15 protein-coding genes and 1 pseudogene are annotated in these 16,804 nt (G+C 35.2%); 11 read left to right on the forward strand and 5 right to left on the reverse strand.

Going from position 1 to position 16,804, the window contains the following annotated elements; genetic code table 11:
* The first annotated feature begins 114 nt into the window (after window positions 1–114).
* Window positions 115–1,656 (forward strand): alpha-amylase, encoded by a 1,542-nt coding sequence (gene amyS, locus AC0NJG_RS12670; RefSeq protein ID WP_474063118.1) that lies wholly within the window; start codon window positions 115–117, stop codon window positions 1,654–1,656.
* A 94-nt stretch (window positions 1,657–1,750) separates the two neighbouring features.
* Here amyS and AC0NJG_RS12675 read toward each other — a convergent pair.
* Window positions 1,751–1,837 (reverse strand): annotated as a pseudogene (locus AC0NJG_RS12675) (exosporium leader peptide); the annotation flags it as partial.
* Between the two features lie 235 nt (window positions 1,838–2,072).
* Between AC0NJG_RS12675 and AC0NJG_RS12680 the strand changes: the two are divergent.
* The 5 genes from AC0NJG_RS12680 (at window position 2,073) to AC0NJG_RS12700 (ending at window position 7,608) form a co-directional block, all read left to right on the forward strand.
* The gene (locus AC0NJG_RS12680) at window positions 2,073–2,792 is read left to right on the forward strand and encodes a hypothetical protein (protein WP_308900860.1); all 720 of its coding nucleotides are present in this window, start codon (window positions 2,073–2,075) and stop codon (window positions 2,790–2,792) included.
* A 453-nt stretch (window positions 2,793–3,245) separates the two neighbouring features.
* Window positions 3,246–5,147, forward strand: a complete 1,902-nt coding sequence (locus AC0NJG_RS12685; RefSeq protein ID WP_308900859.1) for an endonuclease MutS2 — start codon at window positions 3,246–3,248, stop codon at window positions 5,145–5,147.
* 6 nt (window positions 5,148–5,153) lie between these two features.
* Window positions 5,154–5,678: a GNAT family N-acetyltransferase gene (locus AC0NJG_RS12690; RefSeq protein WP_474063119.1), complete on the forward strand. Its 525-nt coding sequence runs from the start codon at window positions 5,154–5,156 to the stop codon at window positions 5,676–5,678.
* A gap of 161 nt (window positions 5,679–5,839) precedes the next feature.
* Window positions 5,840–6,550 carry a histidine phosphatase family protein gene (locus tag AC0NJG_RS12695; RefSeq protein WP_308900858.1) on the forward strand — a complete coding sequence of 237 codons (711 nt, stop codon included), beginning with the start codon at window positions 5,840–5,842 and terminating at the stop codon, window positions 6,548–6,550.
* A gap of 275 nt (window positions 6,551–6,825) precedes the next feature.
* Window positions 6,826–7,608, forward strand: a complete 783-nt coding sequence (locus AC0NJG_RS12700) for a putative protein N(5)-glutamine methyltransferase (RefSeq protein ID WP_087995670.1) — start codon at window positions 6,826–6,828, stop codon at window positions 7,606–7,608.
* Window positions 7,609–7,872: 264 nt separating this feature from the next.
* Here the strand turns inward: AC0NJG_RS12700 and AC0NJG_RS12705 are convergent, their stop codons facing one another.
* Window positions 7,873–8,838 (reverse strand): quinone oxidoreductase family protein, encoded by a 966-nt coding sequence (locus AC0NJG_RS12705; protein WP_308900856.1) that lies wholly within the window; start codon window positions 8,836–8,838, stop codon window positions 7,873–7,875.
* 122 nt (window positions 8,839–8,960) lie between these two features.
* Here AC0NJG_RS12705 and AC0NJG_RS12710 point away from each other — a divergent pair, with 122 nt between their 5' ends.
* The 3 genes from AC0NJG_RS12710 (at window position 8,961) to AC0NJG_RS12720 (ending at window position 11,163) form a co-directional block, all read left to right on the forward strand.
* Complete coding sequence (locus tag AC0NJG_RS12710) at window positions 8,961–9,854, forward strand: LysR family transcriptional regulator (RefSeq protein WP_087954747.1); 894 nt, start codon at window positions 8,961–8,963, stop codon at window positions 9,852–9,854.
* A gap of 302 nt (window positions 9,855–10,156) precedes the next feature.
* A complete protein-coding gene (locus AC0NJG_RS12715; protein WP_000473757.1) occupies window positions 10,157–10,669 on the forward strand; it encodes a DUF2690 domain-containing protein in 513 nt (170 codons plus the stop codon).
* 17 nt (window positions 10,670–10,686) lie between these two features.
* The gene (locus AC0NJG_RS12720) at window positions 10,687–11,163 is read left to right on the forward strand and encodes a DUF2690 domain-containing protein (RefSeq protein WP_087995684.1); all 477 of its coding nucleotides are present in this window, start codon (window positions 10,687–10,689) and stop codon (window positions 11,161–11,163) included.
* A gap of 98 nt (window positions 11,164–11,261) precedes the next feature.
* Here AC0NJG_RS12720 and AC0NJG_RS12725 read toward each other — a convergent pair whose 3' ends face one another.
* Both AC0NJG_RS12725 and AC0NJG_RS12730 read right to left on the reverse strand, forming a co-directional pair.
* Window positions 11,262–11,810 carry a GNAT family N-acetyltransferase gene (locus tag AC0NJG_RS12725; RefSeq protein ID WP_087995686.1) on the reverse strand — a complete coding sequence of 183 codons (549 nt, stop codon included), beginning with the start codon at window positions 11,808–11,810 and terminating at the stop codon, window positions 11,262–11,264.
* A gap of 227 nt (window positions 11,811–12,037) precedes the next feature.
* Window positions 12,038–12,526, reverse strand: a complete 489-nt coding sequence (locus AC0NJG_RS12730; protein ID WP_087954750.1) for a DinB family protein — start codon at window positions 12,524–12,526, stop codon at window positions 12,038–12,040.
* Window positions 12,527–12,731: 205 nt separating this feature from the next.
* Between AC0NJG_RS12730 and AC0NJG_RS12735 the strand changes: the two genes are divergently transcribed.
* A complete protein-coding gene (locus AC0NJG_RS12735; protein WP_143881370.1) occupies window positions 12,732–13,190 on the forward strand; it encodes a DinB family protein in 459 nt (152 codons plus the stop codon).
* A gap of 242 nt (window positions 13,191–13,432) precedes the next feature.
* Here AC0NJG_RS12735 and AC0NJG_RS12740 read toward each other — a convergent pair whose 3' ends face one another.
* A complete protein-coding gene (locus tag AC0NJG_RS12740) occupies window positions 13,433–13,948 on the reverse strand; it encodes a TetR/AcrR family transcriptional regulator (RefSeq protein ID WP_087954937.1) in 516 nt (171 codons plus the stop codon).
* A gap of 391 nt (window positions 13,949–14,339) precedes the next feature.
* On the opposite strand from AC0NJG_RS12740, the gene AC0NJG_RS12745 reads away from it, so the two are divergent.
* Window positions 14,340–16,550: an MMPL family transporter gene (locus AC0NJG_RS12745; protein WP_474063120.1), complete on the forward strand. Its 2,211-nt coding sequence runs from the start codon at window positions 14,340–14,342 to the stop codon at window positions 16,548–16,550.
* Window positions 16,551–16,804: the final 254 nt, after the last annotated feature.

Genomic DNA, 16,804 nt, shown 5'->3' on the forward strand with positions numbered 1-16,804 from the left:
GATTCAAAATAATGTGGAAGAGTGAGAGATTGATACTTTACTAACAGAGGGACGAATATTATAATAATTCTGATAAACTATGCAAACGTTTTCTTAGGAGGGGATGGAGTACAGATGTTTAAAAGAATAACAATAGTCGGATTGTCAGTTGTTATGTTTTTACCTAGTATATATGGGGGGAGTAAAGCGTATGCAGAAACGGTTAACAATGGAACATTAATGCAGTATTTTGAGTGGTATGCTCCAAATGATGGGAATCATTGGAACCGCTTGCATTCGGATGCTGGAAATTTAGCTCAAAAAGGAATTACATCTGTCTGGATACCGCCTGCATATAAAGGAACTACGCAAAATGATGTAGGATATGGAGCATATGATTTATATGATTTGGGTGAATTCAATCAAAAGGGAACCGTACGGACGAAATATGGTACGAAAGCACAATTGAAATCTGCAATTGAAGCTTTACATAAGCAAAACATCGATGTATACGGCGATGTAGTTATGAATCATAAAGGTGGAGCAGATTATACTGAAACTGTAACAGCTGTTGAGGTAGACCGTAACAATCGAAATATTGAGGTATCAGGTGATTATGAAATTAATGCGTGGACGGGGTTTAACTTTCCTGGGCGCGGAGATACGTATTCTAATTTTAAATGGAAATGGTATCATTTTGATGGAACGGATTGGGATGAAGGAAGGAAATTAAATCGAATTTATAAATTTAGGGGTATAGGTAAAGCGTGGGACTGGGAAGTGTCTAGTGAGAATGGAAATTATGATTATTTGATGTATGCAGACCTTGATTTTGATCATCCAGATGTTGCGAATGAGATGAAAAATTGGGGGACGTGGTATGCGAATGAATTAAATTTAGATGGCTTTCGTTTAGATGCTGTTAAACATATTGATCATGAATATTTACGCGATTGGGTAAATCATGTCAGACAGCAAACAGGGAAAGAAATGTTTACAGTTGCTGAATATTGGCAAAATGATATTCAAACTTTAAATAATTATCTAGCGAAAGTCAATTATAATCAATCTGTTTTTGATGCACCACTTCATTATAATTTTCATTATGCTTCAACAGGAAATGGAAATTATGATATGAGAAATATTTTAAAAGGAACAGTAGTTGCGAATCACCCTACACTTGCAGTTACGCTAGTTGAAAATCATGATTCACAGCCTGGTCAGTCATTGGAATCTGTAGTGAGTCCTTGGTTCAAACCTTTGGCATATGCATTTATTTTAACTCGTGCAGAGGGATATCCTTCTGTTTTCTATGGTGATTACTATGGTACAAAAGGAAATAGTAACTATGAAATTCCAGCGTTAAAGGACAAAATTGATCCAATTTTGACGGCACGAAAAAACTTTGCATATGGTACGCAGCGTGATTATTTTGATCATCCAGATGTGATTGGCTGGACAAGAGAAGGTGATAGTGTACATGCTAATTCTGGTTTAGCAACATTAATCTCTGATGGACCAGGGGGGTCAAAGTGGATGGATGTTGGAAAGAATAACGCAGGGGAAGTATGGTACGATATTACGGGTAATCAAGCAAATACTGTAACAATTAATAAGGATGGTTGGGGACAGTTCCAAGTAAGTGGAGGATCAGTTTCCATATATGTTCAGCAGTGAATTGTTCATAGAAAAGAAGAGGTAGACTGAAATATAAGTTTTCCTCTTCTTTTTATATTGTTATCATTCCTAAATCTTTATTTTAATAAAGGAACTAGTCGACTTTTGAAACAACAAGAGATGCATTGGAATAAATGATGTCACCCGTGATTTCTCTTATTCGTACTTGAAGAACATCTCCTTACTGTGATTGCTGTAGAACTAAATATTAAGTATGTTTTTAATGTGATTTAAATAGATATTATATTTGCTTTACGATAAAATCATTATAGTGTAAAATTACACTATAAGTGTAAAGTAGTAACTGATAGTTTTGTTATACATATGATTATTAGAAGAAGTTTTTTATATAAATCGTAAATTAAAATCCATAAGGACATTTCTGTATAGGTAGTAGTAGCAAAAGGAGAGGCGATATGAAAAGAACAATAATGAAATATAGCATAATGTGTAGTTTATTACTATTAACATCATGTGATATATCAGGTGAAGAAATTGAACAAAAAGCACAAAGTTATACAAAGTCGGAGCATGGTATTTCTGTAAAACTAGATCGAATTGAAATACCTAGTCAAGGAAAGGATTTTTTAGGACCAGATATACGAATAGCTTATGTACAGCAAGTAGATGAACCATATTTGCAATTTCAAATGTATTTCGATGGACGAACCTCTCCAAAGGTAAATAATGATAACTATAAAATAAAAAAAGAAGCGAATGATTTACGAGAAAGATTCAATACATATTATGAAGAAAAAGGGAATAATACTATACTTACTTTCGAGAAAATGCAAACAGGGGACACTGTTTTCGGTAAGGATGCAGAGAAAAAAATAGCGAAGAAACATCCGAAGCATTATATTACGGCGGTTTTCAGAAGTAATATCTTTTTGGATTTAGACAACCGGGCACATATGGAAACATTAGCGGAAGTTGCGAGAAGTATTCAGGAATTTAATAAAACGATTGAAAATAGTAGGAGTAGTGTGGATGATATTATAATTCAGTTGCCAAATGGTAATAAGGACGTATTGCAATATATTGCGGTAGATTATATAGTAACAGCTGAAGATGCGAAAAAGACCCTTGAGAAAAAAGTTGATTATATGAAAGCTTTACAATCTGCAAGGCAATAGTTTGACACCTTTACTTCTTACAAAACATATAGTATGATGATTTCAGTAAATTAGATTTTAATGACTATAATATAAATTAATGAGAGGTGCTTTTTGTGAGTGCGGTAGGTACTAAATAGGAAAAATTGAATGAAATGAATCAGATAAGAACAGGGGATTTTTATGTATATCTTACCCCTAATTTTGTCATGGATTTATTTCAATACCTATGAAGATACCTACAATACTTTATAAAGCGTGTAATAAGGGGATTGCCATCTGTTTTTATGGTTTATTTCCTCATATGTTTATTACTCATGCCTTGTAAATGTAAAAGCTGCGGTATCCCCGCAGCTTTTTTGTGTATATTTTAAATGTATAAAAATGGTGATTGAATAATGTAAAACTCATTGGAATCTAATGAGTAGGTATCTTCATTTATGATAGAAATCAATCATAGTGAGGAGAAACAAAATGAATACGATGACTTTTGAAAAGTTACAATATAACGAATTAAAGGATATAGTGAAATCTTATTGTGTAAGTGGATTAGGAAAAGAATTAATAAATAAATTAGAGCCGAGTACGAGTATAAAAGTAGTAAGGAATCGATTAAATGAAACGACAGAAGCACGAGCTATATTAGATGCAGAAGGGCATGTGCCTTTCTTCGGTATTTCAAATATCGCAAGTACAATTCAAAAATTAGAAAAAGGGATGATTTTAGATCCAGAAGAATTAGTAAGTGTTTCAGATTTTTTACGTGGATGTAGAAAGATTAAAAAGTTTATGTTAGATAAAGAATTTTTTGCGCCAGTATTAGCTTCTTATGCAAATTCAATGACTGAATATAAAAGTATTGAAGAGGAAATTAACTTTTCAATTAAAGGAAATAGTATTGATTCTGCCGCTAGTAAAGAGTTAAAACGAATTCGAAATAACATTGATTCGGTAGATGGGAAAATAAAAGAACGTTTAACGAAGTTTTTAAATAGTAGTGCAAATAAGAAGTATATTCAAGAATTCTTTATTAGTAAGAAGGACGATAGGTACACGATTCCGATTAAATCTTCTTATAAAAATCAAGTTGCGGGGAGTATAGTTGAAGCTTCCGCTAAAGGTTCTACTGTATTTATAGAACCACATACGGTTACAAAGTTAAATGTGGAACTCACAAGTTTGAAAGCAGAAGAAGCGATGGAAGAATATCAAATTTTAGCGACTTTATCAGGAATGGTAGTAGAAAATATTTATCATATCAAAATTAATATGGAATTGATTAGTCAGTATGATATGGTGTTTGCGAAAGCAAAGTTTAGTAAATCGATTGATGGAATAGAGCCGAAGTTAAATGATCATGGCTACGTTCATTTAGTAAATTGTAAGCATCCACTTTTAAGTGGAAAAGTAGTACCATTACACTTTGAAATCGGTCAAAACTATCGTAGTTTAATTATTACAGGGCCGAATGCGGGCGGGAAGACAATTGTGTTAAAGACGATTGGATTGTTAACATTAGCGACAATGTCAGGTTTGCATATTGCTGGAGATAAAGAAACAGAAATTGCTATTTTTGAAAATGTATTTGTAGATATTGGTGATAATCAAAGTATTGAGAATGCACTAAGTACATTTTCATCACATATGAAAAATTTATCTGAGATTATGAGGATGTCAAATAATAATACGTTGCTACTATTTGATGAAATAGGAAGCGGGACTGAACCGAATGAAGGAGCAGCACTTGCAATTTCTATTTTAGAGGAGTTTTATCTTGCAGGATGTATTACAGTTGCGAGTACGCATTACGGTGAAATTAAACGCTTCTCAGAAATGCACGATGATTTCATGAACGCAGCGATGCAATTTAATAGTGAGACACTAGAACCGCTTTATCAATTAGTGATCGGTAAATCAGGTGAAAGTAATGCACTTTGGATTGCGAATAAAATGAACGTAAGAGAGCGTGTACTACAAAGAGCGAAAGAATATATGGAAAATAAAGAATATGCTTTAGAAAAACTGAATGAAAGTAAAATTAGAAAACCAAAATTTGTGCAGGAAAAAAGAGAAAACCATTACGAGTACAAAATCGGCGATCGTGTAAATTTATTAGATTACGATGATTTTGGTATTATCTATAAGGAAATAGATAATTTTTATAACGTCGTTGTATATTATAACGGTGAATTCGTTGAAGTTAACGTAAAACGTATTACTTTGGCGGTAGCAGCAAAAGAATTATATCCAGAGGGATATGATTTAAATACACTATTTGTCGATTATAAAGAGAGAAAAATGCAACACGACATTGAGCGTGGATCGAAAAAAGCACTTCGTAAAATCCAAAAAGAAATAAGAAAAAATAGAGGATAAATTAAAATGGTAACGATTAGACAAGAACGACAAACCGATTATAGAAAAACGGAAGAAGTTGTACAACAAGCATTTTTACATGAAGAATTTAGTGATAAAAAGGAACATGAACTTGTAAAACGTATTAGAGAGTGTGACGCATTTATTCCAGAGTTATCAATCGTTGCAGTAGATGAAGAAATAGTCGGTCATATTATGTTATCTAAAATTACGATAGAACAAGATGGAGCTTCTGTAGATTCATTAGCACTTGCACCAGTTTCAGTTGCTAGGGACTATCAGAAAAAAGGAATTGGTGGAAAACTTATAGTAGCTGCGTTAGAGAAAGCGAAAGAACTTGGATACGGATCAGTTATAGTATTAGGACATTCAGAGTACTATCCGAAATTTGGTTTTAAGAAAGCAAGTGAGTGGAATATAAAAGCACCATTTGAAGTGCCAGATGAAGTGTTTATGGCGGTTGAGCTAAGTGAGAACGCTCTGCAAGGTATAGAAGGAGTTGTGCAATATTCGAGTGCATTTGCTGAGTAGGAGTATTGTTTGAAAAAATGTAATCATAAAAGATGCTATCTTTTTGTAGGGATATACAGAAAGGTAGCGTTTTTTATTAAGTGAAGCTACTTACATATATTTTGCTCAATGAATAATTAAGGTGGTAAAATTGATATAGAAATGTAAAGGGAGAGAATTGAATGAAGAATCGAGAAACAAATAGCAATGAGAATGTAGTTACGTTATATGTTACAAGACACGGTAAAACAATATTAAATACAAACCATCGCGCGCAAGGTTGGGCAGACTCTCCGTTAGTAGAAAAAGGTGTGGAAGTTGCCGCGAATTTAGGAATGGGATTAAAAGATGTTCATTTTATGAATGCGTATAGTAGTGATAGCGGCCGAGCGATTGAAACTGCTAATTTAGTATTAAAATATAGTGAGCAATCAAAATTGAAACTTGAGCAAAGGAAAAATTTAAGAGAATTAAATTTCGGTATTTTTGAAGGTGAAAAGCTTGAAAATATGTGGGATGTGGTTGGAAAAGCTGCGGGTGTTACATCACCAGAAGAACTTATGAAGTTTTCTATTCAAGAAGTGATTGATCTTATTAGAGCAGCAGATCCTACGAAACAGGCAGAAAATTGGGAGTTATTTTCTACTCGTATAAAAGCAGAGATTGATAAAATTAGTGAAGAAGCTGCTGCAAATGGAGGCGGCAACGTTTTAGTTGTCGTTCATGGGCTTTTGATTACTGCATTAATTGAAATGCTAGACAGTAGTAAAACAAAACTTGGAGTAGAGAATGCAAGTGTAACGAAAATTTTATATAAAGATGGGGAATATATCGTCGAGTCTGTTGGAGATATGAGTTATGTTGCAAAAGGGAAAGAAAGTGTGGAAATATAAAAATTCATATAGAAATAAGAAAAGGAAGGTAGAGAAATCTAGCTTCCTTTTCTTATTTAGTATATCAATTATAAAAACAGGTTGGGATATCCTGGTGAATATATCTATTATGTAAAGTGTTTCTTTGTTCGACAATTGAATCCTTTGATTGAATAAGGGTGTATTTTTTTGCATAGGGCCATTTTGTTGAAGAGGATATCTCCAATTTTTAACGAATAAAGGGTTATAAATAAGAAAAAGTGGTGAGATAAATAGGAAGAGAATTTAATTTCTTTTTGGAAAATAAAACGGAAAAATATATCATTAACAGGCTTCAGAGCGCGGGGTGTGTTTTCGCAGAAGATGAAACCCGGTTACTTATGTCAGAGGCACAAACACCAGAGGACTTAAAGAAAATGGTGGAAATGCGAGTCGATGGTTTACCACTTGAATATGTTGTTGGATATGCAGCATTCTGTGGATTGCGGATAGAAGTGGACCGAGGTGTTTTCGTACCTCGTCAACGTACAGAGTTTCTTGTTCACCAGGCAGAAGCTCTGTCATGTTTTGGTGATATCGTCGTTGATCTATGTTGTGGGTCAGGGGCTGTGGGTGCAGCTCTAGTAGCAGTTTTAGGACGAATTGAACTGTATTCCGTTGACATTGATCCTGTCGCAGTAAGATGTGCAAGCCGCAACGTAACAGATTTCGGTGGCCATGTTTTTGAAGGTGACTTGTATAAAGCTTTGCCGTACTCACTTAAAGGTCGCGTGAACACCCTAGTTGCAAATGCACCTTATGTTCCTACCAAGGCAATAAAGCTGCTCCCACAGGAGGCTCGCCTACATGAACCAAAGGTGGCGCTTGACGGAGGAGAGGATGGACTTGACATTCAGCGAAGAGTAGCAAAAGAAGCATTTCTCTGGCTAGCACCGGGAGGCCATCTTTTAATAGAGACGAGTGAAATGCAGGCAACTCACACCTGTGAAATCTTTGCGGGTGCTGGGCTTACTCCGAAAGTGGCTAGAGACGAGGAACTAGACGCTACTGTTGTTATAGGAGTGAATTCTCGTTTTTAGCATAAATCAATACGTAGTCTTATTTACAAGTGGAATGATAATTTCCTAGCGATATACAAATAAAAAATCTATATTCACTTAAAGGGCGTTTTAAGTGAGTAAGGAGCACAAAATTTATTCCAAAGCTACACGGGCTCGTTATTTTAAGAAGAAAGGACATAACATATTAGTTATATAAAATATGTTATGTCCTTTCATTTATTAACTGTTTTCAATTTAGGTTTTGATAAAATTTAACCTATCTTCCTTTTTAAATGGGAACGATTAAGGGATTAATAAAATCTTCCCTGTACTTTTTCTGCTCTCTAATAATTCATGTGCACGGGCACCGTCTTGTAAAGAGAATGTAGTAGGGCTCGCAATGTTTAATTTTCCACTTGCGATCCAATCAAATAATTGAGTAGAGCGTTTTTTTCGTTCTTCAAAAGTAGTAAGCACGTTCCAAAGGTCTCCGCCAGTTAAAGTTTTTGAAGTATCCATAAGCATACGAGGATCAACTGGCGCAGGATTACCACCGGCCATTCCGTAAAATACGACAGTACCACCAGTTATAGTAGCGCTAAAACTTTCCTCTAATGTAGAACCTACTGATTCATACACAACATTTACTCCATCACCATTTGTTATTTCAACTACTTTTGTATGCCATGCTTCCGTATATAAAAATACGTGATCAGCACCAGCTAACGTGGCTATCTTTGCTTTTTCGTTTGATGACGTGAGGCCGATTACTTTTCCGCCCAGTAGTTTTATCATTTGAATAAGAAGTTGACCAACGCCGCCAGCCGCAGCATGTACTAGAGCTATATCACTTTGTTTTATTTGATAACTATCTTTCGTTAAATAATGTGCTGTTAAACCTTGCAATAAGACAGAAGCGGCTGTTTCAAAAGAAATAGAATCCGGAAGTGGGATTGCTTTTTCTGATGGAACGGCAACTAATTCTGCATTTGCAAATGGAACGTCAGCAAATGCAATACGGTCTCCAGGGTTGATATTCGTAACGTCAGCTCCTATTTTTTCAACAATACCAGCGCCTTCATAACCTAATATATAAGGTGGATTGCCAGCGAGATGATAATCACCGCGGCGTCTATAAATATCGGCGAAATTTAAACCGATTGCTTTCGTGCGGACAAGAATTTCATTTGGATTTATGATTGGATCATTTAGTTCTTTATATTGTAGTACATCTGGACTCCCAAACTGTTCGAAACAAAGTGCTTTCATATGGAATACCTCCATTTTATTGTTTGTCGATGCTCCTTATCATACAATATAAATATCAATAGACAAAGAGGATTATTTCGATGGAACCAATCGGAAATATCGATTGAAAAGAGGGATAATAAATGGAGATAAAACAATTAATTACATTTAAAGTAGCGGCAGATACTTTGAACTTTACCCAAACTGCGAAGAAATTAAACTTTGCTCAATCGAGCGTAACGGCGCAAATTAAAACGTTAGAAACTGAGCTAGGTACGCCGTTATTTGAAAGATTAGGGAAACGTCTTTTTTTAACGGAAGCAGGCAGAAAGTTTCAATTATATGCCGACAAGATGATTGCACTTAGTAATGAAGCGAAAATGGCTGTGAAAGATGATGAAGAAATAGCTGGTACGTTAATAATCGGTGCGCAAGAAAGCCAATGTACATATAGACTTCCTTCTATATTAAAGAGGTTCAAAGCGCAATTTCCTCAAATAAAGCTTATATTTAAACCAGCGCATTCCAATAAAGATGCGAAGGAACAATTGATGGAGGGAAAAGTCGATCTTGCATTTATTTTGGATGAATGTAAAACAGAAGATGCTTTACATGTGGAGCCTCTTATGAAAGAAGAATTAAAAGTAGTAGCTGCTTCAGGGCATCATTTATTCCAGCAAACTTCCGTTTCTATAAAAGATTTAGAGAAGGAAACACTTTTATTAACAGAAATAGGGTGCTCATATCGGACTTTATTTGAGGAGTTATTTCGTGTGAAAGACATATATCCAGCAAATAAGATTGAGTTTGTTAGTGTCGAGGCAATTAAACAATGTGTGATTGCAGATTTGGGTATAGCGGTTTTACCGGCAATAGTAGTAGAAAAAGATATACGAGAGGGTACGATAAAAGAGTTACATCTAGAAAATACTATCAATCCAATTTTTACACAAATTGCTTGGCATAAAGATAAATGGATGACAGTGCCACTGCAGCAATTTATTGATGTGACTAGGGAGTTTTTTACAACGGATTAAGTGGAGAAATATTTATTTTATATAAAAGAAAAAATGGCAATTTTGTATAAAGAACCGATGCTTGAATATAACAAGTATCGGTTCTTTTATGTTTTAAATATAGAATGCTATAAAATGTGTATTTCTCAACTTTTTTTCTTACAAGGATAAGTAAATTTCTTCGTATATTCCAATAATCGTAAGGGAATTTACAACTTTTATTCGTTTCTGTAAGATGCCTCTAGGAAGCGTGAAAGGAGGGGCGTACATAGGGGATAGATTGTCTTTAGTATACGTACTTATTTTGAGGGAGGAGATTTACAATGTTTAAAAAGTTAATGAAAGTATGTGTGTTAAGTGTAGCGAGTGTAGGGGTATTATTTAGTTTTCAAGGAAGTACATTTGCAGCTACCGATCTGAGTAGTTATTATGATGGGAAAAATCCAGCAACAACGAAAGTATACGGAGGCAGTACAACGTGTGATGCAGATGGATTTAATGCAAAGTCTACAGCAGTTTATGAAGGTAGTAAAAAAGTAGGGACAGTGTATTTACGTTACAGTAATAAATGTCACGCGGCATGGTCTAAGCTTGTTTTAGATCAACCAGCACCTTCTGTTTCTGGAGGGGTATATGCTTACGCTGTTATTAATAAATATAAAAATGGTGTATTCCAAAAATCAGTAGACTCTAATAGTGGCAATGGAGCAATTAAAACAGGACAAACGAGTACGTATACAGGAATGGTATTTGATTTAACTGCTGATTTTGGTTATACAGCTGATGCTGAAGCGGTGACGATTAATAATGGCTACGGGAAAACTGGACGTTATTAATAAAGGAGTGGAATTCTATGAACCTTTTTAAAAAGGTAAGCGCATGTCTTTGTCTGGCATTGCTCGTCATAACTAGTGTTTTTAGTACGACGAATAATGATAAAGCATTTGCAGAAGACCATTCATATGATGGGAAAAGCCCTTACTACAATAGCTGTGATCAATCAGCAGTAACGAAAGAAAAGAAGTGGATTGATTCTAATTCATATGTGGAATTAAAATTTAGCACGACGTGTAAAACAGCGTGGGCAAAGGTTACTGTAACTCGTGCAGCGGTTTATAATAACGAAGCTGATGCAAGGATCGTCAGAAAAACCGATGGAAAGGCATATACTTGCGGAAGTGCTGGAGGAAATGGTGTTGTGAATAAAGGGCAAACATCATGCTATACGCCAATGGTCTATGATTTAGATCCAAGAAAGGCACAAGCGCAGGGGAAACATGCCATTCCGAATAGTGATGCTTATAATTATGCGGAGACTATTTGGTATTAATACGATTATAAATGTGTTAAGAGCTGTTATTTGATATAAAAAAGAAAGAGCCTTACTACATTTTATTGTGGTAAGGTTCTTTAAAATTGTTTCATAGATTAAGTACAGTCATTTACAAAGGTCTCTCTATAATCGCTTTTAAGTATGGCCATAATAATTTCATCTGAGTATGTATCGTTATAAAATAAAGATTGACGTAAGGTTCCTTCTTTTATAAAACCAACTTTTTCATAAGCTTTAATTCCGCGTAAATTATGGCTAAATACTTCTAACTGTAAACGATTTAATGATAGTTGTTCAAAAACAAATTTTAAAACGATTTTAATAGCTTCAGTTCCATAACCTTGTCCTGTTAATGCTATGGAAAGCATTGATATTCTGAATCCTGCTCTTTTGTTCTCCTCATCGATATCTAAAAGCGACAACTCTCCAATCATCTCGTCAGTGCTTTGTAAACAAATAGCGAAATCATAGCGACTTGAATCATTATTTATATGATCTATATGTTTCGTAATTTGTTCCAATGAAAAAGTAGACTTAGTTCCAGTCATACATCTTATTTCATCATCCATTGTACTTTCTAAAATAATAGGAGCATCTAGCTGACAAAGAGGCCTTAAATAAATTCTTTCGCTCTCTAATCTCATTATAATTTTCTCCTTTAGTTAGTAATTGAATGTATAAATACTTAAACTTTCTTCAATGAGTTACATAAAAATATAAATCTTAATTCGATGTTACATGAATTTTATAATGGTATGGTATACCTAAAACAAATAACAAAAGTTTTATACACAACAAAATGTAGCAACGAGTTTTTTGATAATACTATTATTATTGCTGCTCATTCCGCTTTTAAATGAACACGAATGTATTAACTAAGGTCTGTGTCAGGAGGATTGTATCCAAGATGACGAGCCATAGATACAATTTGTCCTTTATGGTGAAATTCATGTGTCTCCGTATGAGTTAAAAGCCATAGCGGAGTTGTACTCCAAGGTTCTTTTTGCCACTTTACTTCATTTGCTATATTTTCGAGCCAACGGTCATTGTATTCATCTACAAAACGTTGTACAGTTTCGTCTACTAACTTAAATCTAGCGCGAACTTTTTCCACATCTGCATGCTCAATTTCATCATCACTAGCAAATGAAAAATCTGCTCGCTTTTGCTTAAATGCGAATGACCCAAGCCAGTATCGATAGCAATCGGCTACATGAATATGCGTCTTTATAATGCTACCGTTCCCGAAATTCGGAACAGTGCTATGTAATTTTTCTAGTGGGATTTCTTCCAAAAATGAAAATAGAGTTTCTCTTGTAGCGCTAATAAGATGATATTGCTGTTTTAAAACATGTAACATGTAATTGACACTCCTCTATTATTTACTAAACTAACCGTGTAGTAAGTAATTCTATATTTATTAGGGGTGAACCTTTTAAATATTTTTACTAAGCATATTAGATGTATTTCTTCATTGTTTCTGATAGATTAAACAAGGTGAAACTTTAATAAAATGAACATTCTTAGTTCATGATAAATGGTACATGAAGAAGGAGAACGATTAAATGAATAGACTAGTTGGTTTAAAACAATTTGAAATAACGCGCGGGGCATTACTTAAATTTATGGAGACGTTAGATGATAAAACTGCGGATACGCAGCCGGATGGCTTTAACAATACAATTCGCTGGCATATCGGTCATGTATTAACGGCAGCAGAAGTTTTCATGTTTGGAAAAGAATTCAAACAATTACCAACTGAATATCCAGGCATGTTTGGGTATGGATCAAGACCATCTAAATGGAAAACAGAAGGACCGTCATTAGAAGTATTAATGGCCCAATTAAAAGAACAAGCAAAGCGTATTAACGAAATTCCAGCAGAAGCATTTGAGAATAAACTGCCAGAGCCGTTCCTAGGACTAGAAACAGTTGGTGAGCTTTACGGTATGATGCTTTATCATGAAGCAGATCATATTGGTCAGATGAAGGCGATGGAACGTATTATTAAAGTAGGAAAATAAATATGTAAAAAGGTCCTACAGTTTTAAAATTATTAAGAGCTAAATTAAAAATACTAAAAATAGAAAGGCCCTAACATATTATACATGGCTAATATGTTAGGGCCTTTTGTTTTTGGTCATGAGTTTTCTTGAGTAGAAATAACTAGAGTTCCATTAACGGTCGTTTATGGTTAGATGAACTACTCGTAGCTTTGTATGTAATGCACATTTTTTGAGATGTAATAAAAGATGGAATAGTTGTATCAGGAGCTTGTAAAATTTCTGGTATCTGCTGTCCCGTATGGAAGAATTTCGTATATTTTTGCAGCAAGTGCTTGGGGAGATTCCTTTGTCCCTCTTTTAAGCCAATCGTTAACAATATTATAGATACCGCCTGCTAAAAATAGAATCTGCATTCTACTTATTTCATGATTGCGCGTAATATCTGCTTGAAAGACCTTTTCCATTGTGTAATTCAAATAATCAAGCATCATATTAGATATATTTGAATCCAGCAATTTTCCTGATGGTTTCTGTGCAGACACAAATCCCTCTATGATATATTCAATAATTAGCTGCATACTTTCATACGGATCCAAACTATCAACCTCATTCAAGAATTGTTGAACAATTTCATCCACAGATACTTGCACGACGTCGTAAACGTTGCGGTAGTATTTGTAGAATGTGACTCTGGCAACTCCAGCCTTTTTACAAATAGCTGTTACAGTTATATCTTGCAGTTTATGTTCGTGCAACAGGGCGCTTAATGCCTCCATAATGTATGTCTGAGAGTGTATACTGTCTTCCCTTGACTTTCTCAAAGCTAACACATCCCTTCATTCTGTTCGTTTTAAGTGAAAATCATCACATAGTGCTTGAAAGATGAAAATCCACTGTTATACTTACACATGTAAGTATAATTGTTAGCATGGTGATAACAATTGTATAAAAGGACATTATTGCTGTCAATGTGTACCATCTTCTTTGTTTCCTATTGGCAATTTGGCGCCATTCTGCAAGCTATAAATAGGGAGATATATTCGGATATAATTTATAATTAAAATTTTATAATCCTTATATATTAATTATAAAAATAAATGTAATTGTATTTCTAGATTGCAACGTAATAACAAGAAAAATTTTTGACAAGAATAGGGTGAGTTTTAATTGGCGAAATATTTGTATAATTTAGGGTGTTGGGCAGTAAAACATAGGATAAAGATTGTATTCGGTACACTTGCAATTCTTATTGCATTAGTGCTTTTTGCAATCAACATGGGTTCCGCTTTCAGGGATGAGCTAAGCATTCCAAACACACCGGCAGATAAAGCAGGAAAAGTAATTGAAAAAGAGTTTAAAGAGATGCAACCAGCAGGTGTCCAAGTAAAAGTAGTGTTTAAAGCACAAAAAAACGAAACTTTGGAGTCAGCGGGAGTACAACAGAAAATTGCAGAAGTTCTTGATGAGATAAAAAAAGATTCAGCGGTTGATTCTGTGGTAGCACCGATGCAACTGCAGAATCTTAGTAAAGATAAGAAAATTGGATATGCAGTTGTTACGTACAAAATGAAAGCGGAAAAGGTCACAGGAATTTCTAAGGATAAGCTTTTAAATAGTATTGAAACAACAAGGGATGCTGGCATTCAAACGGAGTTATCAGGAGGTGATATTAAGTTTTCTGACTCAGATACTTCAGGTATGACTGAAATTGTCGGAGTACTTGTTGCCTTTGTGGTCTTGGCATTTACCTTTGTGTCTTTTCTGGTAGCTGGATTGCCAATTCTCACTGCGATAATTGGATTAGCGATTGGGATGCTAGGAATCATGATTGGGACCAATTATGTGGAAATCCAATCAGTTTCTTTATCCTTGGCTGCTATGCTGGGACTCGCAGTAGGCATTGACTATGCGCTCTTCATTATCAATCGTTTTAGACAGCAACTTGCAAAAGGAGATTCTGTTTCGGAATCTGTTGCCATCGCAACGGGAACAGCAGGAAGTGCTGTGATTTTTGCAGGGTTAACAGTTATTATAGGTCTTTTGGGACTGTCTGTTACAAAAATCCCATTCTTGATAGCGATGGGCGTATCCGCAGCCTTTACTGTGCTTATAGCTGTGTTGCTTTCTGTCATCATATTACCAGCAATCTTAGGTCTTGTCGGCCATAAGATTGCACCATCTAAACAAAATCGATTCTTGCAAAAGATGACTGGGGCAGGTAAGAAACATGCTGGTTCAAATAAATGGGGAGAGTTTGTCATAAGACGTCCTCTGATTGTTACAGTTTTTGCAATCGGACTACTTGTAGTAATTACGATTCCATTTTTCCATATGAACCTTGGCCTTCCTTCTGATGGAACAACAAAGTCTACAGAAACAACAGAAAGAAGAGCATATGATTTATTGACGGAAGCATATGGAGAAGGAGTTCATGCCTCTTTAGTGGTAGTGGCAAAATCAGAGGAAGCAACAACTGAAATGCAAAATGCTATGAACACTATTGCAAAAGAATTGGGTAACCTATCTGACGTGAAAAGTGTGACACCAGCCATTCCTGGGCCTTCTGGAAAGATTTATATGATTTCCGTCGCACCAAAAACAGGGCCTGACGATACAAAGACAAAGGATTTGGTAAAAGCGATCCGGGACAGATCGAACCAGACCGAGAAAGAAAATGGAATTGAACTAATGGTAACAGGGACAGCAGCGATGAATATTGATATTGTGCAAAAGCTAAGTGATGCCTTGCCAGTTTTTGCTGCCCTTATTGTGGGACTTGCATATGTACTCTTAGTTCTAGTGTTTAGATCTCTGCTCATTCCATTAAAAGCAGTATTAGGGTTTTTACTTTCTCTTGGTGCTACGTTGGGAGCTGTGGTATTTTTCGTGCAGGATGGGCATTTCCAAAATATATTTGGTTTCCCGGCAGCCGGTCCAATCTTAGCCTTCTTGCCTGTCATTCTGATTGGCATTCTGTTCGGACTCGCCATGGACTATGAGGTGTTCCTAGTGAGCAAGATGCGGGAAGTATATACGCATACATGCGACCCGAAGAGAGCTATTTTAGAAGGAATGCAAGAGAGCGGTAGAGTCGTAGTCGCAGCAGGGTTAATTATGATGTCTGTATTTATTGGATTCATGTTGGCACCTGATACTATCATTAAATCCATAGGCTTGGCACTTACATTCGGTGTTTTCTTTGACGCATTTATTGTGAGAATGACAATCGTGCCCGCGGTCATGACTCTAATGGGTAAGTCAGCATGGTACTTGCCAAAATGGCTGGATAAAATGTTGCCTAACATTGATGTTGAAGGAGAAAGCATTATACATCACAAGGAGGACAAAAGTGAAAAGATATATAAACAGAACAATTAAAGTTAATTCATAGTTGTATTCAGTTAAAAAACCGCTTCTCTATAAAAGAGAAGCGGTTTTTTTAGAAAAAGTATGTAGCATCATGTCATTCTGTATTTCCGAGCTTGAGCAAGGAATATATATCTTTTTTTATTACCATCAACACTTTCTGTACTTTTATAATATCCTTCTTCTTAAAGCATAAGATTATATATTAAAATAGAATTTTTTATAGAGTTTATAATTTTAGAATGTATAAAAAAGAGGACATTATC

It is taken from the genome of Bacillus sp. SSR7, assembly GCF_055902415.1.